This window comes from Bradyrhizobium sp. NBAIM18, from assembly GCF_020193825.1.
Lineage (GTDB): Bacteria > Pseudomonadota > Alphaproteobacteria > Rhizobiales > Xanthobacteraceae > Bradyrhizobium > Bradyrhizobium yuanmingense.
The window spans coordinates 244,562-268,317 of record NZ_JADYVO010000005.1 but is presented as its reverse complement, the minus strand read 5'-3'; the positions used below and the strand labels follow the sequence as shown (position 1 = coordinate 268,317).

The 23,756-nt window shown below is 64.6% G+C and carries 21 protein-coding genes and 1 tRNA gene; 11 read left to right on the top strand and 11 right to left on the bottom strand.

The features are described from left to right. Positions 1-157: 157 nt before the first annotated feature. The 5 genes from fdhF to mobB all read right to left on the bottom strand — a co-directional run bounded on the left by fdhF (position 158) and on the right by mobB (position 6,972). Entirely contained in the window at positions 158-2,926 is a 2,769-nt protein-coding gene (gene fdhF, locus I6F17_RS14315; RefSeq protein ID WP_225124557.1) for a formate dehydrogenase subunit alpha, read from the bottom strand. Beyond that, on the bottom strand, positions 2,923-4,629 hold the full coding sequence (locus I6F17_RS14310; RefSeq protein ID WP_036011406.1) for an NADH-ubiquinone oxidoreductase-F iron-sulfur binding region domain-containing protein: 1,707 nt from the start codon (positions 4,627-4,629) through the stop codon (positions 2,923-2,925). The genes fdhF and I6F17_RS14310 overlap by 4 nt, the downstream gene beginning before the upstream one ends. A gap of 268 nt (positions 4,630-4,897) precedes the next feature. Then, positions 4,898-5,131, bottom strand: coding sequence for a sulfurtransferase TusA family protein (locus tag I6F17_RS14305; protein ID WP_036011410.1), 234 nt, complete (start codon positions 5,129-5,131; stop codon positions 4,898-4,900). Positions 5,132-5,178: 47 nt separating this feature from the next. Further along, entirely contained in the window at positions 5,179-6,435 is a 1,257-nt protein-coding gene (gene glp / locus I6F17_RS14300) for a gephyrin-like molybdotransferase Glp (RefSeq protein ID WP_225124556.1), read from the bottom strand. Between the two features lie 9 nt (positions 6,436-6,444). Then, a complete protein-coding gene (mobB, locus tag I6F17_RS14295; protein ID WP_225124555.1) occupies positions 6,445-6,972 on the bottom strand; it encodes a molybdopterin-guanine dinucleotide biosynthesis protein B in 528 nt (175 codons plus the stop codon). Positions 6,973-7,178: 206 nt separating this feature from the next. Here mobB and I6F17_RS14290 point away from each other — a divergent pair, with 206 nt between their 5' ends. Beyond that, on the top strand, positions 7,179-8,069 hold the full coding sequence (locus tag I6F17_RS14290) for a formate dehydrogenase accessory sulfurtransferase FdhD (protein ID WP_225124554.1): 891 nt from the start codon (positions 7,179-7,181) through the stop codon (positions 8,067-8,069). Between the two features lies 1 nt (position 8,070). Beyond that, entirely contained in the window at positions 8,071-8,706 is a 636-nt protein-coding gene (gene mobA / locus I6F17_RS14285; RefSeq protein ID WP_225124597.1) for a molybdenum cofactor guanylyltransferase MobA, read from the top strand. Positions 8,707-8,711: 5 nt separating this feature from the next. On the opposite strand, the gene I6F17_RS14280 is transcribed toward mobA, so the two are convergent. Then, entirely contained in the window at positions 8,712-9,011 is a 300-nt protein-coding gene (locus I6F17_RS14280) for a hypothetical protein (RefSeq protein WP_225124553.1), read from the bottom strand. A gap of 110 nt (positions 9,012-9,121) precedes the next feature. Here I6F17_RS14280 and I6F17_RS14275 point away from each other — a divergent pair, with 110 nt between their 5' ends. After that, the gene (locus I6F17_RS14275; RefSeq protein WP_225124552.1) at positions 9,122-9,352 is read left to right on the top strand and encodes a hypothetical protein; all 231 of its coding nucleotides are present in this window, start codon (positions 9,122-9,124) and stop codon (positions 9,350-9,352) included. A 44-nt stretch (positions 9,353-9,396) separates the two neighbouring features. Here the strand turns inward: I6F17_RS14275 and I6F17_RS14270 are convergent, their stop codons facing one another. The 3 genes from I6F17_RS14270 to I6F17_RS14260 are packed head-to-tail and all read right to left on the bottom strand — an operon-like array spanning position 9,397 to position 13,354. After that, complete coding sequence (locus tag I6F17_RS14270) at positions 9,397-11,346, bottom strand: molybdopterin biosynthesis protein (RefSeq protein WP_225124551.1); 1,950 nt, start codon at positions 11,344-11,346, stop codon at positions 9,397-9,399. Between the two features lie 13 nt (positions 11,347-11,359). Continuing rightward, the gene (locus I6F17_RS14265; protein ID WP_225124550.1) at positions 11,360-12,466 is read right to left on the bottom strand and encodes a molybdopterin-binding protein; all 1,107 of its coding nucleotides are present in this window, start codon (positions 12,464-12,466) and stop codon (positions 11,360-11,362) included. A 60-nt stretch (positions 12,467-12,526) separates the two neighbouring features. Then, positions 12,527-13,354 (bottom strand): substrate-binding domain-containing protein, encoded by an 828-nt coding sequence (locus I6F17_RS14260; protein WP_036035622.1) that lies wholly within the window; start codon positions 13,352-13,354, stop codon positions 12,527-12,529. Between the two features lie 281 nt (positions 13,355-13,635). Between I6F17_RS14260 and I6F17_RS14255 the strand changes: the two genes are divergently transcribed. Both I6F17_RS14255 and I6F17_RS14250 read left to right on the top strand, forming a co-directional pair. Continuing rightward, positions 13,636-14,529, top strand: a complete 894-nt coding sequence (locus tag I6F17_RS14255) for a helix-turn-helix transcriptional regulator (RefSeq protein ID WP_225124549.1) — start codon at positions 13,636-13,638, stop codon at positions 14,527-14,529. Between the two features lie 101 nt (positions 14,530-14,630). Next, positions 14,631-15,845, top strand: a complete 1,215-nt coding sequence (locus I6F17_RS14250; RefSeq protein ID WP_036026621.1) for an ABC transporter substrate-binding protein — start codon at positions 14,631-14,633, stop codon at positions 15,843-15,845. A gap of 75 nt (positions 15,846-15,920) precedes the next feature. Here the strand turns inward: I6F17_RS14250 and I6F17_RS14245 are convergent, their stop codons facing one another. Then, positions 15,921-16,880 (bottom strand): TAXI family TRAP transporter solute-binding subunit, encoded by a 960-nt coding sequence (locus tag I6F17_RS14245; RefSeq protein ID WP_225124548.1) that lies wholly within the window; start codon positions 16,878-16,880, stop codon positions 15,921-15,923. A gap of 107 nt (positions 16,881-16,987) precedes the next feature. Here I6F17_RS14245 and I6F17_RS14240 point away from each other — a divergent pair, with 107 nt between their 5' ends. After that, on the top strand, positions 16,988-17,962 hold the full coding sequence (locus I6F17_RS14240; RefSeq protein ID WP_225124547.1) for a tripartite tricarboxylate transporter substrate binding protein: 975 nt from the start codon (positions 16,988-16,990) through the stop codon (positions 17,960-17,962). Positions 17,963-18,300: 338 nt separating this feature from the next. Then, positions 18,301-18,376 (top strand) — tRNA-Ile (locus tag I6F17_RS14235). A gap of 298 nt (positions 18,377-18,674) precedes the next feature. Here the strand turns inward: I6F17_RS14235 and I6F17_RS14230 are convergent. Next, positions 18,675-19,565 carry a LysR family transcriptional regulator gene (locus I6F17_RS14230; RefSeq protein WP_225124546.1) on the bottom strand — a complete coding sequence of 297 codons (891 nt, stop codon included), beginning with the start codon at positions 19,563-19,565 and terminating at the stop codon, positions 18,675-18,677. Between the two features lie 123 nt (positions 19,566-19,688). Between I6F17_RS14230 and I6F17_RS14225 the strand changes: the two genes are divergently transcribed. The 4 genes from I6F17_RS14225 (at position 19,689) to I6F17_RS14210 (ending at position 23,728) form a co-directional block, all read left to right on the top strand. Beyond that, positions 19,689-20,705, top strand: a complete 1,017-nt coding sequence (locus tag I6F17_RS14225) for a tripartite tricarboxylate transporter substrate-binding protein (protein WP_225124545.1) — start codon at positions 19,689-19,691, stop codon at positions 20,703-20,705. Continuing rightward, positions 20,702-21,484 carry an ABC transporter ATP-binding protein gene (locus I6F17_RS14220; protein WP_225124544.1) on the top strand — a complete coding sequence of 261 codons (783 nt, stop codon included), beginning with the start codon at positions 20,702-20,704 and terminating at the stop codon, positions 21,482-21,484. The genes I6F17_RS14225 and I6F17_RS14220 overlap by 4 nt, the downstream gene beginning before the upstream one ends. A gap of 106 nt (positions 21,485-21,590) precedes the next feature. Then, positions 21,591-22,322 carry an ABC transporter permease gene (locus I6F17_RS14215; RefSeq protein ID WP_225124596.1) on the top strand — a complete coding sequence of 244 codons (732 nt, stop codon included), beginning with the start codon at positions 21,591-21,593 and terminating at the stop codon, positions 22,320-22,322. A 38-nt stretch (positions 22,323-22,360) separates the two neighbouring features. Continuing rightward, positions 22,361-23,728, top strand: a complete 1,368-nt coding sequence (locus I6F17_RS14210; RefSeq protein ID WP_225124543.1) for an FAD-dependent oxidoreductase — start codon at positions 22,361-22,363, stop codon at positions 23,726-23,728. The last annotated feature ends 28 nt before the right edge of the window (positions 23,729-23,756 follow it).

Sequence of the window (23,756 nt, the reverse complement as noted above, 5' to 3'; positions counted from 1 at the left end):
TATTCCAGAGACAGTTGTTGTTGACTAGAGAGGCCGCGGCGTACTGGATGCCCCGGCCAAGCCGGGGCATGACAGCGGTTTCCACGGCAGGTCTCGTGCGCAAGGCCGATAGCAGAGCTTGAGCGTGCTGTGCCGCCGGGCGCGGTCGAGAAACCTTTTACTCCGCCGCGTCCCTCATCTCGGCGCGCTCGGCCCTGGCCGCGCAGAACTTGAACTCCGGGATCTTGCCGAACGGATCCAGTGCCGGGTTGGTGAGCAGGTTCGCCGCCGCCTCGGCGTAGCAGAACGGCATGAACACCATGTTCTCCGGCACGTCGCGGTCGGAGCGGACCTTGACCTCGACGGCGCCACGGCGGGTCTCCAGGCGAATGAAATCGCCGGGCACCAGCTTCTTCTTGCGCATGTCCTTTGGCGACATGAACGCGACCGCCTCGGGCTCGATCTGGTCGAGCACCTGGGCGCGGCGCGTCATCGAGCCGGTGTGCCAGTGCTCCAGCACGCGGCCGGTCGAGAGCACCATCGGATATTCGTCGTCGGGAATCTCGTCCGGCGGGATGACCTTGGCCGGCACGATCTTGCCGCGGCCGCTCGCGGTCGGGAAGCCCGTGGTGAAGATGATCTCGTTGCCGGGCTTGTTCGGATCGTCGACGGGATAAGTGACCGCGCCTTCGCGCACCAGCCGCTCCCAGGTGATGTTCTTCAGCGACGGCATCAGTTCTGCCATCTCGGTGAAGACGTCGCCGGGACCGGCATAGTTCCACGGCAGGCCCATGCGCTTGCCGATCTCCTGGATGATCCAGAGATCCTGGCGCGCATCGCCGGGCGGCTTGATCACCTGACGCGCCAGCTGCACGCGGCGGTCGGTGTTGGTGAAGGAGCCGTCCTTCTCGGCGAAAGCCGAGGCCGGCAGGATCACGTCGGCGTGGAACGCGGTCTCGGTGACGAAGAGGTCCTGCACCACGAGATGATCGAGCATCGCCAGCGCGTGGCGCGCGTGCTGCAGATCGGGATCGGACATCGCGGGATTCTCGCCCTCGATATACATGCCCGTGATCTCGCCGGCGTGGATCGCGTTCATGATCTCGACCACGGTCAGGCCGCGGACGGGATCGAGATCCTGCTGCCAGAGCTTTTCGAAGGCGCCCCGCAAATCATCGCGGCCGACCGGCTGGTAGTCCGGCAGGAACATCGGGATCAGGCCGGCATCGGAGGCGCCCTGCACGTTGTTCTGGCCACGCAGCGGATGCAGGCCGGTGCCGGGACGGCCGACCTGGCCGGTGATCAGCGCGAGCGCAATCAGGCAGCGCGCATTGTCGGTGCCGTGGACGTGCTGGCTGATGCCCATACCCCAGAAGATGATCGACGATTTCGCGCGCGCATAGGTGCGCGCCACCTCGCGCAAGGTCTGCGCCGGGACGCCGCAGATCGGCTCCATCTTCTCCGGCGTGAACTCCTTGATTTTCTCCTTGAGGTCCTCAAAACCCTCGGTGTAGCCGGCGATGTACTGGTCGTCGGTCAGGCCCTCAGTGATGATCGTGTTGATCATCGCGTTCAGCATGGCGACGTCGGAGCCGGGCTTGAACTGCAGATGCTTGGTCGCATGACGCGACAGCGTCTGACGGCGCGGATCCATCACGAACAGTTTTGCGCCGTTCTGCTTGACCGCGTTCTTGATGAACGTCGCCGCGACCGGATGGTTCACAGTCGGATTGGCGCCGATCACGATGATGACCTCGGCGTCCATGGCGGCAGAGAACGGTGCCGACACCGCGCCCGAGCTGAGGCCTTCGAACAGCGCCGCGACCGACGAAGCGTGGCAGAGGCGCGTGCAGTGATCGACGTTGTTGGAGCCGAAGCCGGTGCGCACCAGCTTCTGGAACAGATAGGCCTCTTCGTTCGAGCCCTTGGCCGAGCCGAAGCCGGCCAGCGCCTTCACGCCCTTCTCGTCGCGGATCTTGACGAGGCCCTTGGCGGCGATGTCGAGCGCTTCCTCCCAGCTCGCCTCGCGGAAATGCGTGAACGGATTGGCCGGATCGACCTGATCGTTCGCATCCTTCTTCGCGTTCGGCAACCGCACCAGCGGCTTCGTCAGGCGATGCGGATGGTGGATGTAGTCGAAGCCGAAGCGGCCCTTCACGCAGAGACGATTGTGATTGGCGGGGCCGTCGCGGCCTTCCGCATAGATCACCTTCTCGTCCTTGACCTCATAGGTGACCTGGCAGCCGACGCCGCAGAACGGGCAGAGCGAATCGACCTTCTTGTCGGCATAGGTGACGCGCGTCTGCTTGTCGTCGAGCATCACGGCCGGCATCAAGGCGCCGGTCGGGCAGGCCTGCACGCATTCGCCGCAGGCAACGCAGGTGGACTCGCCCATGGGGTCGTCGAAGTCGAACACGATCTTGGCGCCGGCATTGCGATAGGCCATGCCGATGACGTCGTTGACCTGGACCTCACGGCAGGCGCGCACGCACAGGCCGCACTGGATGCAGGCATCGAGATTGACGCGCATCGCCGGATGGCTGGAATCGGTCGCCCAGCGCTCGGCGGCGGGAAAGCGGCTCTCGGTGACGCCTGTCGTCTCGGCCCAGTGCCAGAACTTCGACTCCGGATCGTGGCTGGTTTCGCGCGCCGGCTGGTCTGCGACCAGCAGCTCCATCACCATCTTCTGCGCAGCAGTCGCGCGGGCGCTCTCGGTCTTCACCTTCATGCCGACCGACGGCGTGCGCTTGCAGGACGCGGCGAGCACGCGCTCGCCCTCGATCTCGACCATGCAGGCGCGGCAATTGCCGTCGGGGCGATAGTCCGGCGCCGGCGAATAGCAGAGGTGCGGAATGTCGCGGCCTTGGCGCTTTGCGACCTGCCAGATGGTCTCGCCGGGCTTGGCCTCGACCTGCTTGCCGTCGAGTTCGAACGTAATCTTGGTCATTCGGCGGCTTCCTTGAACTCGTCAGGGAAATATTTGATCACGGAAGACAGCGGATTCGATGCCGCCTGTCCGAGCCCGCAGATCGAGGCATCGCGCATCGCCTGGCTCAATTCTTCCAGCAAGGCACGGTTCCAGACCGGCCTTTGCATCAGCAGCGCCGCCTTCTGGGTACCGACGCGGCACGGCGTGCACTGGCCGCAGCTCTCGTCCTCGAAGAACTTCATCAGGTTCAGTGCGGCCGACCGCACGCTGTCCTTGTGCGACAGGATCACGATCGCAGCCGAGCCGATGAAGCAGCCGTATTTCTCCAGCGTGCCGAAATCGAGCGGGATGTCGTCCATCGCTGCAGGCAAAATGCCGCCGGACGCACCGCCCGGCAGATAGGCGTAGAACTGGTGGCCGTCGGCCATGCCGCCGCAATATTCCTCGATCAGCTCGCGCACGGTAATGCCCGCGGGCGCGAGCTTCATGCCGGGATTCTTGACGCGGCCCGAGACCGAGAAGCTGCGCAGGCCGTGACGCTCGTGGCGGCCATGGCCCTTCCACCAATCGGCGCCCTTCTCGACGATGTCGCGCACCCACCACAGCGTCTCGATATTGTTGATCAACGTCGGCAGGCCGAACAGGCCGACCTGGAACGGGTAAGGCGGCTTGTGCCGGGGCAGGCCGCGCTTGCCCTCGATGCTCTCCAGCAGCGAGGATTCCTCGCCGCAGATGTAAGCGCCGGCGCCGCGCCGCAGATGCAGCGTCGGGCCGCCCGGCGGAAGCTTGGCGATCTCGCGCTGGAGGATCTCGCGCGAGGCCGGATATTCGTCGCGCAGATAGATGTAGACATCGCTCGCCTGCACCACATGGGCGCCGATCAACATACCCTCGATGAAGCGATGCGGATCGGTTTCGAGGTAATAGCGGTCCTTGAACGTGCCGGGCTCGCCCTCGTCGCCATTGATCGCCATCAGCCGCGGTCCGGGCTCGCCGAGCACCGCGCGCCATTTGCGGCCGGTCGGGAAGCCGGCGCCGCCAAGGCCACGCAGCGAAGCGTCGTCGAGCGCTTTCAGGAGATCGTCCTTCGACAATTCGCCGGAGCGCAGACGATTGAGCAGCTTGTAGCCGCCACCCGCGACGTAGGCATCGTACTCGGTATATTTGGGCAGATGCGTATGAGTATCGCCGGCCTTTGCCGCCGCCATCACATCGGCGACGGTCGCGTGGTCGACGAAATTGTGCCCGACCTCGGCGGCCGGCGCTGTGTCGCAGCGTCCAACGCAGGGCGCGCGCACGACGCGGATGCCGGGACCTGACGCGCTCTGCAGATCTTCGAGCAGGTTCTCGCCGCCAAGCATCGCGCAGGTGAGCGAATCGCAGACCCGGATCGTCAGCGGGGGAATGTCGGGCTCGCCTTCCTTCACCACGTCGAAATGCGCGTAGAAGGTCGCAGTCTCGAACACCTCGGCGAAGGCGAGCTTCATCTCGTCGGCGAGCGCAGCCAGATGCGCCGCCGAGATCTGGTGATACTTGTCCTGGATCAGGTGCAGATATTCGATCAACAGATCGCGCCGTCGCGGCCTGTCGCCGAGCAACAGCTCGATCTCGTGCGCGGCCGTGGGATCGACTTGCCGCCCCTTGGGGGTCGCCTTGGCGCGTCGGCGTCCCTCACCGGGATGCTCGAAGGAGCGGACCTTGTGCACGTCCTCGTGGCTCATCGCTTCGTCTCGATCTCGTCCTTATCAGGACTCCACTTCTATCCTCTGGCATGCCAGATGCCAAGAAAATTATCACGCTCGCGGAAGTGGTTACGCTGCACGGCTCAACGGAGCCCAGCACGGCCCTGCGTTCTTGAGCAAGGCCGAGCCAAGCCCGAATTGGCCGGGAGATCAATAAAGGCGTCTCATGCTGCGATAGCGAAGTCCTATCGACTTCGCTTGAGGCGCGGCGGGAGCGCAAAGGCCGCCGCCGTGAACATTCCCCTTTCTACGGGGCGTCGCTCTTTTCGACCAGGAACACGATGCGCGCCTCGTTGCGCTCGGTGATCTCGACCTTGTCGCCGGTCTCGCGGATCAGATTGGGAATATCGATCACCGAGAGTGGATCGGTGCAGTGAACTTCGAGCTGGTCGCCTGCCTTGAGCGGCTTGAGCGCCTTGCGCGTCTTGAGGGCCGGCAGCGGGCATTTCAGCCCGGTGAGATCGAGTGTCGTCCTGGTCATGGCCGCACCATGGCGAGGCGGAGCGGCTGCGTCAACGTTAGGAGGCATCAGATCAGGCTGGCATAGGGAAGGAAACCCACGTCCTGCCCCGGCTCGACATTCGTGATGTCCTCGCCGAGTTCGACGAGGCCATCGGTCTCGACCAGCGAGGATAGGAGCCCTGCCCCTTCGCGCGGGAACTTGATCGCCTCGAGCCCGCCGTCCTGCGCGCGCCGCAGCGAGGCGCGCACATATTCACGCCGGCCGGCCTTCTTCTTGTAGGTGAACGCCGCGCGCAGCGGGATCGCCAAGAGCGGCTCCGGCAAGGCGCCCGCCAGCGCCAACACCGTCGGTCTCACCACGTGGACGAATGTCACGAAGCTCGCGACGGGATTGCCGGGCAGTCCGATCAGCGGTGTGCCGTCGATGATGCCCATCGCCACGGGACGACCGGGCTTGATCGCCATCCGCCACAGCACCAGCGAGCCGATGCTCTCCACCGCCGCCTTGACGTGATCTTCCTCGCCGGTCGAGACGCCTCCGGTGGTGAGGATCAGGTCATGGCCGCCTGCGACCTGCTTCAGGCCGCGCGCCAGCGACGTTCGCTCATCGCGCAGAATGCCGAGATCGCTGACCTCGCAGCCGAGCCGCCGCAGCATCGCCATCAGCATGAAGCGATTGGAATCGAACAATTGCGAGGCGGCGCGCGGCTCGCCGGGCGAGGCAAGCTCGTCGCCGGTCGAAAACACGGCGACACGGATGCGCCTGACGACGTCGAGCCTTGTCAGGCCGAACGCGGCGGCAAGGGCGACGTGCTGCGGCCGCAGGCGCTGGCCGGCGCGCAGCGCGACCTGACCTTGGGGAATGTCCTCGCCTGCAGGCCGCACATTTGCGCCGGGCTTCAGCCCCGGCGGCAGCACGATCCTGCCTGAAGCATCGACACGGACGTCCTCCTGCATGAAGACGGTCTCCGCATCCGGCGGCATCGGGGCGCCGGTGAAGATGCGCGCGGTGTGGCCGGGTTTGATCGGCGCTTGCGCAAGGCCGCCGGCCTGGATGCGGCCGTCAAGCGGGAAGGCCTGCTCTGCGCTTGCCGGAAGGTCGGCGTTGCGCACGGCGTAACCGTCGACGGCGGAGTTGGTGAACGGCGGCAGCGGCAAAGGCGCGGCCAGATCGCGCGCGAGCACGCGCCCGTCGGCATCGACCAGCGCCACCGTCTCGAGATCGACGATGGCGTTGACGCGCGTCGTGATGAGGCCGACGGCTTCGTCGACCGACATCATCGGGCCGCCGAAGGCAAAGCAATCGTCCGACAGTTGCGCCATGGTGCCTCGTCAGCGTGTCGCGGCGCTTCTTGCTACCGCTTCCTCGACCGGCATCGCCGCCCGTAGCATCAATGCCGCCGCGCCTTCGATATCGTCGAGATGGACAGTCGGGAGCCTCGTGTCAATCGCGAGGTCGGTCGCAATCCCGGCAATTCCGGGATCGTCCGGAAACAGCAGCGGCTTGCCGTTGGCGGCACGATGCACCTCGATCTTGCGATGCGGCTCGCGCTTGAAGCCCTCGACGACGACGAGATCGACCGCGGAGAGCTTGTCGAGCAGCTCCGGCAGCCGCGGCTCCGCCGCCCCGCGCAGCTCATGCATCAGCGCCCAGCGTTTCGACGAGGCCACCAAAACCTCGGCCGCGCCGGCCTCGCGATGGCGCCAGGAATCCTTGCCGGGCACGTCGACGTCGAACTGGTGATGCGCGTGCTTGATCACGGAAACGCGCAGGCCTTGCGCGTTGAAATGCGGGATCAGCCGCGTCAACAGCGTGGTCTTGCCCGCACCGCTCCAGCCTGCAAGGCCGATGACTTTCATTCCAGCTCCGTGTCCGTGACGATCAGGTCCCTTGTGGAACCGCGGCCCCTCCGCGTCATTGCGAGCGCAGCGAAGCAATCCAGACTGCCGCCGCGGAAAGACTCTGGATTGCTTCGCTCCGCTCGCAATGACGAGCGGAGGCATTTTGCCCATTCCCAACCATGCTTATATCGGCTTGACCCGAATGTCATGCTAACGTCGCCGCCATGATGAAGATCGACAAAGCCCCGGTGCCCCTGATCGTCCCCAATCCGGACGACCCGCGCCTGACCCAGAGCGTGACCGGCACCGACCAGACCGGCGCCAGGGCCGAGATCAAGGTGCCGATGGAGCGGCCGCTGACGCTCTATTTGAACGCCCAGGAGATCGTCACCATGATGACGATCGGCGACTATCCGGAATATCTGGCGCTCGGCTATCTGCTGAACCAGAACATGCTGAAATATAACGACGTGGTCACCGAGGTCGAATACGACGACGACCTCCAGGTGGTCGTCGTGCGCACCTCACACCACACCAATTTCGAGGCCAAGCTGAAAAAGCGCACGCAGACCTCCGGCTGCGCGCAGGGCACCGCCTTCGGCGACCTCTTGGAGGCGGTCGAGAGCGTCGCGCTGCCCAAGGCGGAGCTGCGCACCTCCTGGCTCTACCAGATGACGCAGACCATCAACACCATGCCCTCGCTTTATCTGGAGGCCGGCGCGATCCACGGCTGCGTGCTGTGCAAGGAGGGCACTCCGCTTTGCTACACCGAGGACGTCGGCCGCCACAACGCCGTCGATAAGATCGCGGGCTGGATGTATCGCCACAGCGTCGACGCGTCCGACAAGATCCTCTACACAACGGGGCGCCTCACCTCGGAGATGGTGATCAAGACGGTGCGCATGGGCATTCCGATCCTGGTGTCGCGCTCCGGCTTCACCGCCTGGGGTGTCGATCTCGCACGGCAGGTCGGCCTGACGCTGGTCGGGCGCACCCGCGGCAAACGCTTCATCGCGCTCGCAGGCGAAGAGCGCATCGTCTACGACCAGAACCTCGCTTATGTCGAAGAGGAATCGGCCAAGCACAAGCGCAAGGGTGAAGGCGGTGACGACTGACATGTCCGCGGCGCGCGTTCCCCCGACTCTCGGCGTGCTGCTCGCCGGCGGGCTCGCGCGGCGCATGGGCGGCGGCGACAAGCCGATGCGCACCATCGGCGGCCGCACCATTCTGGAACGCGTGATCGCGCGCCTTGCGCCCCAGTGCAGCGGACTGATCCTCAACGCCAACGGCGATCCCGCCCGCTTTGCCGCGTACGGCTTGCAGGTCGTCGCCGACGACGTGCCCGGCTTCCCGGGTCCCCTCGCCGGCATCCTCGCGGCGCTCGACTGGACCGCGGCGAACCGGCCGGAGATCGAATGGGTGCTCAGCGCCGCCGGCGATTGCCCGTTCCTGCCGCGCGACCTCGTCGCGCAGCTGCATGAGGCGCGCGCGCGTGAGAATGCGCAGCTTGCGGTCGCCGCATCAGGCGAGCAGTCGCATCCGGTGATCGGCCTGTGGCGCGTCGCCTTGCGCGAGGAGCTGCGCCACGCGCTCGTGGACGAAGACCTCCGCAAGATCGACCGCTGGACCGCGCGCTATCCGCTCGCAACGGTGACCTGGCCGAACGAGCCGCTCGATCCGTTCTTCAATGCGAACACGGTCGAGGACATTGCCGAGGCCGAGCGGCTGGCGGCGCTGGATGACGCATCCTAGCGACTCTATGATTTCGGAAACTCGTTGAGGAGCTGCGCCCAGATGATCGCGAAGGCGATCAGGCCGCAAATGCCGACGGCAGTGGTGAAGCGCGGCAAACGGCCGATCGCAAGGAGCACCCAGGCCGGCAGGAAGAACGCCCCGAAGACCATGCCCAGCGGAAACACCGCGAGCCATTGAAAGCCGCTGCCGTCTCCGGGCGGGACATTCGCGATGTAATGGAAGGTGTAGAGCCAGAACAGCGTTCCGGCCGCCGCGACGAGAGCAGCGATCTTGCGGAAATTGAGGGGCGTCGATGCAGTCATGACCTGGCTCATGTTCCTTGGTCGCTGCGGCGCCCCGCCAAGTTCATGACGTCTTGAACCGGACCTGGAACGGGAGCGACCACAGGTCTGGACATTCCCCGGACGAAGCCATGGCCGCCCCTCTCTTGAATACGATCTTCGAATTCGTCGACTTCGTCTTCGATCTCTCCGAGACGATCGATCGCACGAGGCAGCTGAGCAAGCCTGACATCGTCGAGGTGCCGCCGGATCCGAAGCCGCTGCCGCCCGCCGCGCAGCGCGCGCTTGCCGAGGCCGAGGATCGTGAGCGCAAGCGAGAGCAGGCCGCTCAGGCCACCAGCCGTACCGAGCAGGCATCGTAGCCGTAGACCTCTCCTGGCTCGAACGCCGCGTCGTGGTCCCTCGTCTATGGGGGCCGGAAGCCCGCTCGCGCGAGCGACGCGCGTACCTCCTTCGAGCCGAGTGCGTCGAGAAAAGCCTGCACTGCCGGCCGTTGCTTTCGCGCACTCACCACCGCGAAGTCATAATGCTCTTCGGCGAGCGGAATGAAATCGAGGCCGGCCGCATGGGCGACCGGCGCAATGGTCATGCCCCAATCGGCGCGGTGCTGCGCGACGGCCGCCGCCACCGCATTGTGCGAACGCGGCTGGTTCCAGTAGCCTTCCGGACGCGCGCCGCCGAGCAGCCGGTCGATCAGGATGCGCGTGCCGGCGCCCTGGTTGCGGTTCACCATGATGCAGGCGGGATCGGCGAGCGCTGCGGCAACAGCATCCTTTGCGCTCAGGCCCTCGAAACGTTTGTCGCCCTTGCGAAAGACAACGCCCTGCATCCGCCGCCAGCCGGCGACCAGCTCGAGACCTTCGACGAGATAGGGCGTGTTGTAGGTCTCGCTTCTGTCGTCGAACAGGTGGATCGGCGCGAGATCGCATTCGCCACGTTTGGCTGCTGCAAGCCCGCCGAGGCTGCCGACCGCGATCGTGCGCACGGTGAGACCAGCATGCGCCAGCTGTGCGGTGACGAGATCGAGGCCGGTGCAATGGCTGCCGACGATAACGAGATCCGGCACGCGCACATGCGGCGTGAACAGCGTCACCTCGGTCTCGGTGCCGGCCGGCATCTGGTCGGCAAGTGCGTCGATGCGCAGAAAGCCGTCCGCCTGAGCAAAGGACGTGATCGCACCAGACCCCTTGCCGGAGGGATAGGCGATGAGGCCCTCCCTGCCCTCAACCAGCGAGACCATGACGAATTCGGTGCGGCCGAGCTCGGAAGCGATGCGCACCGGCACCGTTGCGTTCACCTTGGCATCGGAGCGCGGCGGCAGTCCGGCCATCCGGCGCAGCACCGGCACGATCATGTCGTGGAAGGTGAACATCGCCGAGGTCGGAAAGCCCGGCAGGATCACGACGGGCTTGCCGTCGCACACCGCAAGGCACAACGGCTTGCCTGGCTTGAGCGCGACGCCATGGGCGATGATGCCGGGTGCGCCGAGCCGGCTGATGATGCGATGAGAGAGATCGCCCGCGCCTTTCGACGTGCCGCCCGAGAGCACCAGCATGTCGGCTTCCGCAAGCGCGTTGCTCATGGCGGCTTCGAGCCTGGCTTCGTCGTCCGGAACAGCGCCGAGGAAGACGGCCTCGCCACCGTTTTCGTCGATCGCGGCCGCGACGATGGCGCCGTTGGTATCGTAGATCTCGGCGGGCCCGAGCACCTCGCCGGGCTGAACCAGTTCGTCGCCGGTGGAGATCACGGCAACCCGCGGCCTGCGCGCGACACCCACCTCGGCGATGCCGCAAGCCGCCAGCATGCCGATCTCGCGCGAGCCGATGATGGTGCTGGCGCGCAGCAGCGCCTCGCCCCGCGCGATGTCGGACCCGGCATACGAGACGAATTGCCCCGGCGAGACGGCGCGACGGACATCGATCGCATCCTGGCCGGCCGGCTGTGTGTGCTCGACCATCACCACGGCATCGGCGCCGCGCGGCAACGGACCGCCGGTGGCGATCGCCGTTGCGGTTCCGGCCGCCACCTGCAGCGTCGGCGCGGTCCCGCAATGAACGGTCTCGCCATTCAGCGCGAGGCGCACGGGCGCGCCCTCGCCGGCCGCCGCAAGGTCGGCGGAGCGCACGGCAAAGCCGTCGACATTGGAGCGGTCGAACGGCGGCACGTCGATCGTTGCCGTGATATCTTCGGCAAGGGCAGCGCCCAGCGCGGCTGCGAGCTTGCGCGTTTCAGTTCGAAGCGCGCGCGGGAACAAGGCCGCCTCGAAGCGCGCCAAGGCCTCTTCGCGCGACAGGATCTTGAGGAACTGCTCCTGCTCGAGCGCGCTGCGGTCCGGTGATTTCGGGATCATCGTCATGCCAGAACCCTTATCACGCCCGCATCAGATACGCATCGATCGGCGTACCTGCCGCAAATCCCTCGTCGCTGGCGGAAATGAGCAGCCATGCGTCCGCACGGGCGATGGCCTGAAGCGGCCATTCGCCCACGGCAAGCGGCATCCAGGCGCGATGTTCCTCAGCCAGCAAAGCGATCTCCGTGATGCCGACGCTGGAGGCGATCTTTCGCGCAAGCGGCAGCGACACTTTTCGACGCGGCCGACGCGCCGACAAACGGTCCGCGAGCGGCAGCGCGAGTGCAAGCCAAGCTGCAAGCGCGGAATCGGGCGAGCCGGGCAAGGCGACGACGGGAACCCGTCCCAGCCGTCCGACCGCCGCCGTGCGCCCCGGCTGCAGCGCAAGGCCGTGCGCCATCACCTCGCCGCGCCGGGCCAGGGCGGTGACGGCGGCGTCCTGGCAGCCGACGCCGCTACCGCCGATGGTCAGCAGGACATCGCAGGAGGACGCATCGAGCACATCCGAAATCGACGCTGCATCGCGCGCACGCGCTGGACGCGTTTCCACATCCAGTCCCGCTGTGTGCGCGATCCCGGCAATCATATACGCCGTGACCGTTCCGCCCGGCACATTGACGATGCGCAGCCGCGGCCGCCTCACGGCGAGTTTCTCCACGCCCGCCACACGCGCCAGCAACAGGTCCGCCGCGGCGATCGGATGACCCGCGGCTCCCACGGCCCTGCGCGCGGCGATGTCGCTGCCTGCGCGCCTGACACCCTGCCCCGGCGCGCCCTCTGCGAGCACCTGGGCAAGCGGCCCCGACGTCTCCACGGCGTCGGCATCGAGCACGCAGTCGCATCCCGCCGGCATCGCCTCGCCCGCCTCGACCCATGCAGGAGCCATTGCCAGCGGCACAGGCGAGTAAGCGGACGCCCCGACGAGATCGTTGGCAGATAGCGCCCAACCATCTACGGCCGCAACATCCCGCGAAGGATAGGCGGCAAGCAGCGGCGCACCCGCCGCGATGCAGCCGATTGCGTCCGCCAGCGGCACCTCCATCGGCGCGACGGGATCAACGCCCCGCAGCAGCGCGGCGAGCGCGGTGTCGAGCGGCGTGAGCGAAGGCGGCAGGCGCTGGGTCATGCGCCATGAGGACCATGCATCGTCCGGTTTGGCAACCGCCGGCGGTGCCGGCCTCACCCCTCAGCCGCCCGACCTGTCCGAATTGGGGAAGAACAGCTGCTGTCCGTCCACCTTGTAGCCGGCGATCGCCGTCTGCCCCTCCGGCGATGTCAGCCAATCGACGAAGGTCTGCGCGAGGTCCTTCTTCACGTTCGGGAACTTCGCAGGGTTCACCAGCATCACACCATATTGGTTGAGCAGCCGCCGGTCGCCTTCGACGACGACGTCGAGATCGCCGCGATCGCTGAACGCGATCCAGCTGCCGCGATCCGCAAGCACATAGGCGTTGGCGGCGCGCGCGGCCCCGAGCGATGCGGCCATGCCGGGCCCGGCCTCGCGATACCAGGCGCCCTTGGCGCTCGCGATGTCGATGCCGGCGACGATCCAAAGCGCGAGCTCCGCGGCATGAGTGCCCGACCGATCGCCACGCGTCACGAACGGCGCGCCTTTGGCTTCGATCGCCTTCAGCGCCGTCGCGATGTCCTTGCCCTTTACGCCCGCGGGATCGCTCTTCGGCCCGATCAGCACATAGTCGCTGTACATCACGTCGTAGCGCTTCACGCCAAAGCCGTCGGAGACGAACTTCTCCTCCTGAGGCCGCGCGTGCATCAGCACGACGTCGACCTCACCCCGCCGCGCCCCATCGAGCACTTCGTCGGCGCGCCGCGCGATCACGGTGACGTCGATGCCGGTCTTGTCGCGGAAGATCGGCAGCAGATAGTCGAGCAGCCCGGATTCCTGCGTCGCCGTCGTCGAAGCGAGGACAATGCTGCGGTCCTCCGCGGCCGAAGCCGCAACGCCTGCGGCAAGGCCGCAGAGAAGCGCAAGTGCAACGGACAGGCGGCCCATGATCGGGTTCCCTCAGGTATGACGCGATCATGATGATGATCGATTGCGCCGCACTCGTGACGCGTTTTGCGCTGCCGGCCGGGAAATTTCGGCAACTTCATCGCGGCGCACCGGGCGCGCGATCCCTTCAGGATCGTTCACCAAAGCAGAGATCGCGCGTGCGGATGTGTTGCAAAGCAGCGAGGTGATCGGGCATGGTTCCCCGCGACAAATATCTGAAATGCAGAATTCCACCTGCGTCGGACGTCAAAAAGAAGCAAGAATTTGCATAGGAATGCAGGATGGAATTCCTGACCACCAGCGAAGCCGCCGATTACCTTCGGCTCGGCGAGCGCAAGCTTTACGAGCTCGTCACCACCGGTGCGATTCCCTGCAGCAAGGTGACGGGGAAATGGCTGTTCCCACGGCACGAGCTCGACCTCTGGGTCCTGTCGGGCCTCGCGCGCCCGGCCGGCATGTTGATCGCCGAGCCGCCGCCGGTCGTCGGCGGCAGCCACGACGAACTGCTCGATTGGAGCCTGCGCGAGTCCGGCTCGGGGCTCGGATCGATGAGCGAGGGCAGCGCGCGCGGGCTCGAGCGCTTGCAGCGCAATGAGGTGATGGCTGCGGCGGTGCACTTCCACGCCCTCGACGCCGGCGACAATTTCGCTAGCGATGCCAGCATCGAAGCGCTGCGGACCACGCCGGACCTGCATGATGCGGTGCTGATCGCGTTCGTGCGCCGCGAAGAGGGTCTCCTGCTGCCGCACGGCAATCCCAAGCACCTGCACAGCCTGACCGACGTGCTCGCAGCCGGGGCCCGGATGGCGATGCGGCAACAGGGCACGGGCGCTCAGATGCTGCTCGACGTGCTGCTCAAGCGCGCCGGCGCCTCGATGCGGGACTTGCGCCGGATCGAGACGCCGGCGCTGACCGGCCCGGATCTGGCCGAGCTGGTTCGCGCCGGCCAGGCCGATTGCGGCATCGCGACGCGCGCCGCGGCGCGCTCGGCCGGTCTCGATTTCGTGCCGCTGGTCTGGGAGAGTTTCGACCTCGCGATGCGGCAGCGCAGCTATTTCCGCCCCGCCATGCAGGCCTTGCTTCGCTTCCTGAACGAGCGGCGGCTGCGCCAGCGCGCGGAGGAGCTGACCGGCTACGATCCCTCCCCCGCAGGACAGATCCGCTTCGCAGCCTGACATTGACGCCAGCCCCCTAATAGTTGCAAAAGAAACCAATTCGACCGGGCCATACCCGGACAAGCAACACCGGCCAATGAGCCGGATCAGGGAGGACGAGCGTGAACCCAATCAGATTTGGAGTGCCCGTCGCGGCCGCCTTGCTGGCGACCCTGCTGTCCGGCGCGGCGTCGGCGCAGGTTTCCGACGACGTCGTCAAGATCGGCGTGCTCACCGACATGAACGGCCCGGCCTCGGCGCCGACCGGCCAGGGCTCGGTGACCGCGGCGCAAATGGCGATCGACGATTTCGGCGGCAAGGTGCTCGGCAAGCCGATCAGCGTCGTGATCGGCGACCACCAACTCAAGGCCGACATCGGCGCTTCGCTGGCGCGGCGCTGGTTCGACGTCGAGCAGGTCGATCTGATCGTGGACGTGCCCGTCTCGGCGGTCGGGCTCGCGGTGCAGACCATCGCCAACGAGAAGAAGCGGCTGTTCATCACCCACTCCACCGGCACGGCCGATTTCCACGGCAAGTTCTGCTCGCCTTACGCCATCCAATGGGTGTTCGACACCCGCGCGCTCGCGGTCGGCACTGCGGATGCGGTGGTCAAGCGCGGCGGCGACAGCTGGTTCTTCATCACCGACGATTACGCCTTCGGCCATTCGCTGGAGCGCGACGCTTCCGCCGTCGTCACCGCCAATGGCGGCAAGGTGCTGGGCTCGGTGCGGCCGCCGCTGGCAACACCTGATCTCTCCTCCTTCGTGCTGCAGGCGCAGGCCTCCAAGGCCAAGATCATCGGCATTGCCGCCGGTCCCCCCAACAACATGAACGAGATCAAGACCGGCGCCGAGTTCGGCGTGTTCAAGGGCGGCCAGCAGATGGCGGCGCTGCTGGCGCTGATCACCGACATCCACGGCATCGGCCTACAGGCGGCGCAAGGCCTGCTGCTGACCACCTCGTTCTACTGGGACATGGACGACAAGACGCGCGAATGGTCGAAGCGCTATTTCGCCAAGATGAACCGGATGCCGTCGATGTGGCAGGCCGGCGTCTATTCCAGCGTGATGCACTATCTCAACGCCATCCAGGAGACCGGCAGCGACGATCCGCTGAAAGTGGCGGCCAAGATGCGCGAGAAGCCGATCGAGGATTTCTTCGCCCGCAACGGCAAGCTTCGCGAGGACAATCTGATGGTGCACGACCTCTGGCTGGTGCAGGTGAAGACGCCGGAGGAGAGCAAGTATCCGTGGGACTATTACAAGATCCTAACGACGATTTCCGGCGACAAGGCGTTCGGCCCGCCGGACCCGGCCTGTCCGCTGGTGAAGAAGTGAGATTGGCGAGTGGCGAATAGGGACTAGCGAATGGAGGCTTCCATTCGCTATTCGCTATTCGCAATTCGCCACTCGCTACTTCACCACCCCGATCTCGCGAAAATACTTCATCACGCCCGGATGGATCAGCTCCGGCCTCGGCGCGGCCGCGACCGTGTTTGCGGCGGTGGTCTCGCAGGCCTGGGCGAGCTTCTTGCAGAACGTCGCTTCGATACCGTGTAGCGTCTTGGCGAGGCGGTAAGCGACGTCGTCGGGCAGATCCTCGCGCGTGAGGATGAAGCTCCAGGAACCGAGCGAGGCGATCGGCTCGGTCTGCTTCGGGTAGGAGCCGGCCGGCACGGTCAGCGGCTTGAGGAACGCATGCTTGGCGCGGATGCGGGCGATCTCGTCCGCACTCGGCGCGATGAAGCGCGCGCCCGATGCGCTCGAAGCGACGGCGGCAAAGCCGGGCCAGCCGATGCCGGCACCCCAGAGTGCGGCGACGCGGCCGTCCGCGACCATCGCGGGGCCGTCGCCGGCGCGGTCGAGATAAACAGACTTGAAGTCCTCGTCCTGCTTGAGGCCAAGACCATCGAGCACATAGCGCGCCAGGATCGGCAGGCCGGAGCCCCTGGCGCCGAACGCGACGGGCTGACCGACGAGATCGCGGATGGTCGTGTACGGGCTGTCGGCGCGCACCACGAATAGGCCGGGGTTGGAATAGATCGCGGTGAGGATCTTCAGCGCTACCTTCGCACGGCCGATGCCGGCGAAGGCCTCATAGGCCGGCTCGCCCGCAACCAGTGCGAGATCGAGCTCGCCCTTTTCCAAGAGCGGGATGTTCTCGTTGCTGCCCTTGGTGTTGCGCGGGGCGATGATGATTTGCGGATCGGCCGCGTTCATCAGCTCCGCGAAGGCGTTGCCATAGAGCGGGAAGCCGCCGCCGGGCGTCGCTGTTCCCAAGCTGATCGTGGTCGGAATGACCGTGCCGCCGGTCTGGGCGGCGGCGGGGCTGGCGAGCAGCGCCGCACCGAGAAGGATCTTGGCGAATCTCATGGGCATCCCTGACGGACCTGCGTCAACACCGACTTGCGGCGGTGTAGGCAGCGCGCTGATTTTGTGAAAGCATGCCGCGCAACGACAATAGAACAATGGGAGGTGTCATGTTGCGAATTTTGCGTCACGGTGTTTTCGGACTCGCAGTCCTGTTGGGTCTTTTCAGCGCTACCCCTCCCGCCGCCGCAGCCTATCCCGATCGTCCCGTACACTGGCTGATCGGCTTTTCCCCCGGCGGCCCGGTCGACATCGTGGCGCGGATCATGGCGCAGTGGCTGTCGGAGCGGCTCGGCCAGCAATTCATCGTCGAGAACCGCACCGGCTCCGGCGGCAACATCGCCGCGGCCGCCGCGATCAACGCCCCGCCGGACGGCTACACGCTGCTGTTCGTCGCGCCCAACAACGCGATCTCGACCTCGCTCTACAAGAAGCTGCCGTTCGACTTTTTGCGCGACACCACCCCGGTGGCCAGCATCATGCAGCTCACCAACATGCTGGTCGTCTCCAACGCGTTTCCGCCGAAATCGGTTCAGGAGTTCATCGACTATTGCAAGGCCAATCCCGGCAAGATTTCTTATGCCTCCTCCGGCAACGGCACCTCGGTGCACATGTCGGCGGAGCTTTTCAAGGTGATGACGAAGTGCGACATGGTGCACGTGCCCTATCGCGGCTCGGCCATCGCCTTCCCCGACATCATCTCCAACAAGGTGCAGCTGATCTTCGACAATCTGCCCTCGGCGATGGAGCAGGTGAAGGGCGGCAACGTCCGCGCGCTCGGCGTGACCTCGCCGCAGCGCTGGCCGAGCGTGCCCGACGTGCCCGCGATCGCCGAGACCGTGCCGGGCTTCGAATCGGTTGGCTTCTACGGCATCTCCGCGCCGAAGGGCACTCCGCCTGAGGTGATCGAGATCCTCAACAAAGCCGTCGGCGAAGCGCTGAAGGACCCGAAGCTGGTGGCAAAGCTCGCCGAGACTGGCGGCATCCCCAAGCCGATGACGCCGGCCGAGTTCGGCAAGCTGGTCGCGGACGAGACCGCGAAGTGGCGCAAGGTGGTCGAGTTCGCCGGGGTCTCGGTGGACTAGGCAGCGGCCGTGCCGCCGAGCGCAGCCGCACCATGTTCGAGGGGGCCAACAGGCCCTCTCAAACAAAATTGCGAAAACAACCCCATGCACAGTAGACGAGGCCAGTGATTTCAATGGGTTATCGCCCACGTCGAAAAAACCTGCGAAACGCGGTTTGCTTCGTCGGGCAAAACAGGGTTATACAGGCATCATCGCCAATTTCGGTTATTCGAAATTTATCAATGATGTGCCGTGCCGGCGTTCCCATCCACCAGCGCCAGCATTGCACCCCCGCCTCAGGCCCTGTAAACGAACCGCGCACCGTTGCCGGCCGCGCTACCTGCGGCCGCCTCGCGGCGGGGCCTGTAGCTCAATGGTTAGAGCCGGCCGCTCATAACGGTCTGGTTCCTGGTTCGAATCCAGGCAGGCCCACCAAACAAAATCAACCCTTTATCCGCTGCTTTCGTGATCGCTGAGGCCGCCTCCAAACTGCAACGGTCTGCTCGTAGGTCATCGAAGAGACGCCGAAGAAATCCCACCGTCAGCAACGAGACTGCTGATTTGTCTAGGAAGCAAGCTTGCTTTTAGCTCGATAATTCGGTTGTGGCATCGCAAATTCGCGCGTTTGCATTCCGCAAAGAACCGGACTGTTGAATCTTCGGAGTCTTGCAACAAAACCGTCAAAAAGGCGCCATCGATCGGCCCGACATCGGTTTCCATCCGATTGTGAAAGTCAGCGAACTGGTAAGTGTTTCAGGGCTTCCTGGAAACGGCTGATCAGAGCTTGTACGGCAGAAACATTTACGCGGCGATCAGGCGCAACGGCCTTGATCCAGAGCGGGGGCACTGGAAATTCCTGCAGGATCGGCACCAGCGCGCCGGTGCGAATCAAGTCGCGCGCCATGTAATATGAGATCAATGCGATTCCGCGGCCGGCAGCTGCGGCATCGACCAATATCTGTGCGTCGTTTGAGGACAGGCGCGGTGTCACTTCGATTGTGATCTGACCTTGCCTTCCCTCGAACACCCAGGAATTGCCCGTAGGGATGAAGGAAAGGCAGGCGTGATTGATCAAATCGCGTGGATGCCTGATCTCTTGACTATTCGCCAGGTAATCCGGAGACGCGCATACCAAACGGTCTAACCGACACAGCGGAATCTCAGTCACGCCGCCGAACGAGATCCAGTAGGCACCTATGGCGAGATCGAAGCCTTCCGTAACCGGATTGACCGAACGGTCGAGCAACACGACTTCAAGGCGGACGCGCGGAAAATCGCGCTGATAGGCATCCAAGACCCCGCGCAACAGGAATGTCGTGAGCGACGTGGGCGCCTTGACGCGCAGGAAGTCCTCTACGTCCCCGGGGGCGCTACCGGGATCTTTCAGGAGATCGTCAAAATCGACGAGGGCGAGGCGGCTGCGTTCGACATAACGGCGTCCGATCTCTGTAAGGACCAATTGCCGCGTCGAGCGCTTGAACAAAACGACCTTTAGGCGGTGCTCTAACTGGTTGATGCGCTTGGTGACGACGGAAGCAGCGATGCCGAGATGCAGCGCAGCGCGCGAGAAGCTACCGAGCTGCGCGACGACTTGGAACGTCTTGAAGTTCTCATAAATGTCCATCTAACGCGATTCGCGCGAGCTGCTCTCTCATCGCGGCATATTCCATCTCGAAATGAAAGATGTCAAATTTCTCCAACAGAGCGCGCAAGCAACAACGAAGCGCCGATCTTGGGAGCAACCGCCATGGAAACCAGAGCACGCTATGCCATCGCGAGGCAGCCGATCCTGCCAGCGATCCTTAAGGCCGCGGTCGCGATCGCCGCGATTTTGTTCTTGTGCCCTGCCGCGAGCGCACAAAACTGGCCGAGCCGACCGGTCACGATCGTGTCGCCCTTCTTGGCCGGGTCTACGCCTGATGCAGTCGCGCGCATCATCGCTGAGCGATTGCAACGCAAGCTCGGCCAAACCTTTGTTGTCGAGAATCGGACAGGCGCCAGCGGCAATACCGGCACCGCCGTTGTAGCCAAGGCTGCGCCCGATGGTCACACGCTCGGCGTCAGCATCGTCGGTCCGCTGGTCATCAATGCACTGCTGTTTCCACAGATGCCCTACGAAACCAGCAGGGATATCGCGCCGATCATGATCCTCGCCTCGCAGCCAAGCGTTCTGACGCTTAATCCAACCGTTAAGGCCGACGATGTATCCGCTCTGATCGCAATCATGAAGAAGGATGCCGACAAGATCGCATATGGATCGATCGGCCGCGGCTCGCTCTCGCATCTCGCGATGGAGTCGTTCGCGGCCAAGGCCGGCGTGAGGCTACTGCACGTACCCTATGCCGGGTCGCCAGCCGTTGTAACCGCCCTGCTGAGAGGCGATGTCCAGGTGGCCGTCCTGCCCGCAGGCGCGGTCGTTCCGCACGCGGCCGAGGGCAAGCTGAAGATGCTCGCGGTCACGTCCGCACGTCGCTCGCCTCTGTTGCCGCTGCTGCCGACCTTGGCGGAAAGCGGAATCGCCAATGTCGAAGCCGATGCGTGGGTCGGCCTCATCGCTCCCATTGGCGTCCCCGCCGACACGCTTGTGCGCATCCGGGAAAACGTGGCCGAAATCATGCGCGAGCCGGAATTGATCGAGAAGCTCAAGCTTCAGTTCATGACGCCAGTGGCTGGCACAGCGGACGAGTTCCGTGCCGTCCTGCGCGAGGAGTACGCTCGCTGGTCACCGGTGATAGCGGCCGGCGCGATCAAGGCCGACCAATGATGACTTCACCCGCCATCGCTATCGACGGCGTTTCGCATCGATTCTCGAACGTGCACGTTCTTGAGGACGTGTCTCTGACTGTGGCGCCCGGCGAGGTTCTCGCGATCGTCGGGCCGTCAGGCTGCGGTAAGAGTACGTTGCTATCGATCGTCGGCGGATTGCTCAATCCTACGGCCGGCACCGTCCGCGTCAGTAGCGACGTCGGCGAAAGCCTGAATGCGCTGACCTTCGTGTTTCAGGACTTCGCCCTACTGCCCTGGAAAAGCGTCGCGGCTAACGTTGCCTTTCCCCTTGAACATCGGGGCCTTTCGCGGCACGCGCGCGATCAGATCGTCGGCGATGCGTTGCGGCGAACCGGCCTGAGCGACTTCGCCAGCTTCTTTCCCAAGCAGCTCTCCGGAGGCATGCGTCAGCGTGTGGCCCTCGCCCGCGCATTGGCAGTCAAGCCTGCATTCCTTCTCATGGACGAACCTTTGTCTGCACTCGACAGCCAGACGCGAGAAATTCTCATGGCAGATCTGACTGCGCTGCTCGACGGAACGAAAATCAGCGTCATATATGTGACGCACAATTTAGACGAAGCCGTTCGCCTAGCAGATCGAGTGGCGATTTTCTCCCGCCGTCCGGGCCGCGTCCGCAGTGTTTTCGAAGTGCCCATTCCGCGGAGCCAACGAACGACGGATGCCGCCATAGCCGAACTCGCACGTGCGCAGCGCTCGCTGTGGTCGAGCATCCGCGAGGAAGCCGCGGAAGCCGATCGGGAGATCACGCATGTCTGACATCACAGCCAGCGCTGCGCCGGCGCCCGACAGCAATACCGACGCCGCGCGAAAAAGCCTTGAGCCCGTTTACTTCAGGGCTCACGGCTTCGCGCCGGCCTCGACAATGCTGGGCGGCTGGGTGGCAGCAATCGTCATCCTCGGACTATGGCAGGCGTCTTCATCTCTCGGCTTTGTCAACAGCCTGTTCCTTCCGAGCCCGCTCGCCGTCGCCCAGGCACTGGGTAGTCTCATCGCGACCGGCGAATTGTGGCAACATATCTCGGCTTCCGCGCTTCGGATTGCCGTAGGTTGGCTATGCGGAACGGCCGCGGGACTCATCGTTGGCTTTTCCATGGGGCTGTGGAGCCTATGGCGTTCGGCCGGGACGGCGATCGTTTCCGCGCTGTTCCCAATTCCCAAAATTGCTCTCCTGCCGCTCATGATCCTGTGGTTCGGGATCGGCGAGCCGTCCAAAATCGTCACCATCGCGCTGGGTGTCTTCTTTCCAACAACGATCGCCACTTATAGCGGCGTCGATTCCGTGCCGCGCAATCTGATCCGGATGGCGCAAAGCTTCGAGGTACCGTTCTTTGACATCGTGCGGAAGGTTGTGCTGCCCGGCGCGCTGCCATCGATCCTGGCCGGCTTCCGTATCTCAACCTCTTTTGCACTTCTGCTGGTGGTGTCGGCCGAAATGATCGGTGCGGACAAGGGCATCGGTGTCTTCGTCCTGCAGGCCGGCAACCTCATGCAGACCGATCTCTTGCTGGCGGGAGTGGCTGTGCTGTCCCTGTTTGGCCTCTCTATTTCGCGCGGCATCGGGCTTCTCGAGAAGACCGTCCTGCGCTGGCGCTGATTTCAGGCGATTGATAACGACATATGGAGATCTAGGAAATGCCCGGGCCCCTGAATGCGACCGATGGCTCCAATACTGGAGCGATGGCACGTGACGAAGCTATCCCGAGGTTTGACGTTGTCGTCGCGGGCGGCGGCGCGTCGGGATTGATTGCGGCCGTCTCCGCGGCGCGGCTTGGCATGCGCGTGCTAATGATCGATCGAGCGGGCTGCCTCGGCGGCACGGCAACGAATGCTTACGTCGCGCAATATGTTGGCTTCTTTAACCGCAACGTTCAGGCCGTGTGGGGCGTGCCCTACGAGTTCGTAAAGCGGATCATCGCGGCGGGCGGCAGCGACGGCTTCACAAAGTACACGATGGCGGAGGCAGCCGCGAATCCGCTCGTGATCCACAACCTTCCATTCAACCCGGAGATCGTCAAGATAGTTGCAGACGAGATTGTGCGCGAGGAAGGCGTGTCGGTTCTATTACACGCGCAGTTCGTGGATGTTTTGAAACAAGACGGCCAGGTGGTGGGCGTCGTTGTCGAAACCGTGTCGGGTCGGCAGGAAATCGCGGCTCGCGTGGTCGTAGACGCGACCGGAGACGCTCTCGCGGCGAAAGCCGCCGATGTTCCCATGCATCCCGACGATGGCGAACGCCAACCCATGACTCTGGTATTTCGCCTTTCGAATGTGGATGTCGCGACATTCCGCGCCATACCGCGCGAGACCAAACGTGCACTCGCGCTCAAGGGAATAGCTGCCGGCGAATTGTTCTGGGAAAGCATGTCGTTCGTCAGTACACCAGGGGGCACCGATGCGATCTGTTTGATGAGCCGCATCCAAGGCCTCGACGCACTCGACAGTTTCGACCGCAGCGAGGCCGAGCGCGTCGGCCGGCAGCAGATCAAGAGCATCGTGGCTTTTCTCACTCGACAAGTGCCTGGATTTGAACGCTCGATACTTGCCAGCATCGCGCCAAGCGTCGGCATCCGCGAAACGCGACGCATCGTTGGTCAATATACGCTGACCGGTGAGGACATCATCGCCCAGAAAGAATTCACCGATGCGATAGCGCTCGGCTGCGGACCGATGGACATTCATGAACCTAACGGCACCGGTATCGCGCTGTCGATGCCGCCCGCACCATTTGAGATTCCGATGCGATGCCTCGTTCCCGAAGCGGTCGAAGGCCTCATCGTCACTGGACGGGCGATCTCGGCGACCCGCGATGCCAATGGTGGCGCCCGCCATATGGCGACGGCAATGGCACTCGGCCAAGCGGCTGGCACAATGGCCGCGATCGCGGTGCGTGAGCAGGTCTCGACGCGGTCACTTCCAGTCGATGTCGTCCGGCACGAACTGAGGGCGGCCGGCGCAGCGCTGTCAACAATGGACTGTGCAGCACGCACCAACGCCGCATAGAGCAGATCGCTGACTATTTCAGGATTGA

Excerpts from the sequence above, each read along its gene's own strand:
- fdhF (WP_225124557.1), bottom strand. The coding sequence starts at position 2,926 with ATGACCAAGATTACGTTCGAACTCGACGGCAAGCAGGTCGAGGCCAAG.
- I6F17_RS14310 (WP_036011406.1), bottom strand. The coding sequence starts at position 4,629 with ATGAGCCACGAGGACGTGCACAAGGTCCGCTCCTTCGAGCATCCCGGT.
- I6F17_RS14305 (WP_036011410.1), bottom strand. The coding sequence starts at position 5,131 with ATGACCAGGACGACACTCGATCTCACCGGGCTGAAATGCCCGCTGCCG.
- glp (WP_225124556.1), bottom strand. The coding sequence starts at position 6,435 with ATGGCGCAACTGTCGGACGATTGCTTTGCCTTCGGCGGCCCGATGATG.
- mobB (WP_225124555.1), bottom strand. The coding sequence starts at position 6,972 with ATGAAAGTCATCGGCCTTGCAGGCTGGAGCGGTGCGGGCAAGACCACG.
- I6F17_RS14290 (WP_225124554.1), top strand. The coding sequence starts at position 7,179 with ATGATGAAGATCGACAAAGCCCCGGTGCCCCTGATCGTCCCCAATCCG.
- mobA (WP_225124597.1), top strand. The coding sequence starts at position 8,071 with ATGTCCGCGGCGCGCGTTCCCCCGACTCTCGGCGTGCTGCTCGCCGGC.
- I6F17_RS14280 (WP_225124553.1), bottom strand. The coding sequence starts at position 9,011 with ATGACTGCATCGACGCCCCTCAATTTCCGCAAGATCGCTGCTCTCGTC.
- I6F17_RS14275 (WP_225124552.1), top strand. The coding sequence starts at position 9,122 with ATGGCCGCCCCTCTCTTGAATACGATCTTCGAATTCGTCGACTTCGTC.
- I6F17_RS14270 (WP_225124551.1), bottom strand. The coding sequence starts at position 11,346 with ATGACGATGATCCCGAAATCACCGGACCGCAGCGCGCTCGAGCAGGAG.
- I6F17_RS14265 (WP_225124550.1), bottom strand. The coding sequence starts at position 12,466 with ATGACCCAGCGCCTGCCGCCTTCGCTCACGCCGCTCGACACCGCGCTC.
- I6F17_RS14260 (WP_036035622.1), bottom strand. The coding sequence starts at position 13,354 with ATGGGCCGCCTGTCCGTTGCACTTGCGCTTCTCTGCGGCCTTGCCGCA.
- I6F17_RS14255 (WP_225124549.1), top strand. The coding sequence starts at position 13,636 with ATGGAATTCCTGACCACCAGCGAAGCCGCCGATTACCTTCGGCTCGGC.
- I6F17_RS14245 (WP_225124548.1), bottom strand. The coding sequence starts at position 16,880 with ATGAGATTCGCCAAGATCCTTCTCGGTGCGGCGCTGCTCGCCAGCCCC.
- I6F17_RS14240 (WP_225124547.1), top strand. The coding sequence starts at position 16,988 with ATGTTGCGAATTTTGCGTCACGGTGTTTTCGGACTCGCAGTCCTGTTG.
- I6F17_RS14230 (WP_225124546.1), bottom strand. The coding sequence starts at position 19,565 with ATGGACATTTATGAGAACTTCAAGACGTTCCAAGTCGTCGCGCAGCTC.
- I6F17_RS14225 (WP_225124545.1), top strand. The coding sequence starts at position 19,689 with ATGGAAACCAGAGCACGCTATGCCATCGCGAGGCAGCCGATCCTGCCA.
- I6F17_RS14220 (WP_225124544.1), top strand. The coding sequence starts at position 20,702 with ATGATGACTTCACCCGCCATCGCTATCGACGGCGTTTCGCATCGATTC.
- I6F17_RS14215 (WP_225124596.1), top strand. The coding sequence starts at position 21,591 with ATGCTGGGCGGCTGGGTGGCAGCAATCGTCATCCTCGGACTATGGCAG.
- I6F17_RS14210 (WP_225124543.1), top strand. The coding sequence starts at position 22,361 with ATGCCCGGGCCCCTGAATGCGACCGATGGCTCCAATACTGGAGCGATG.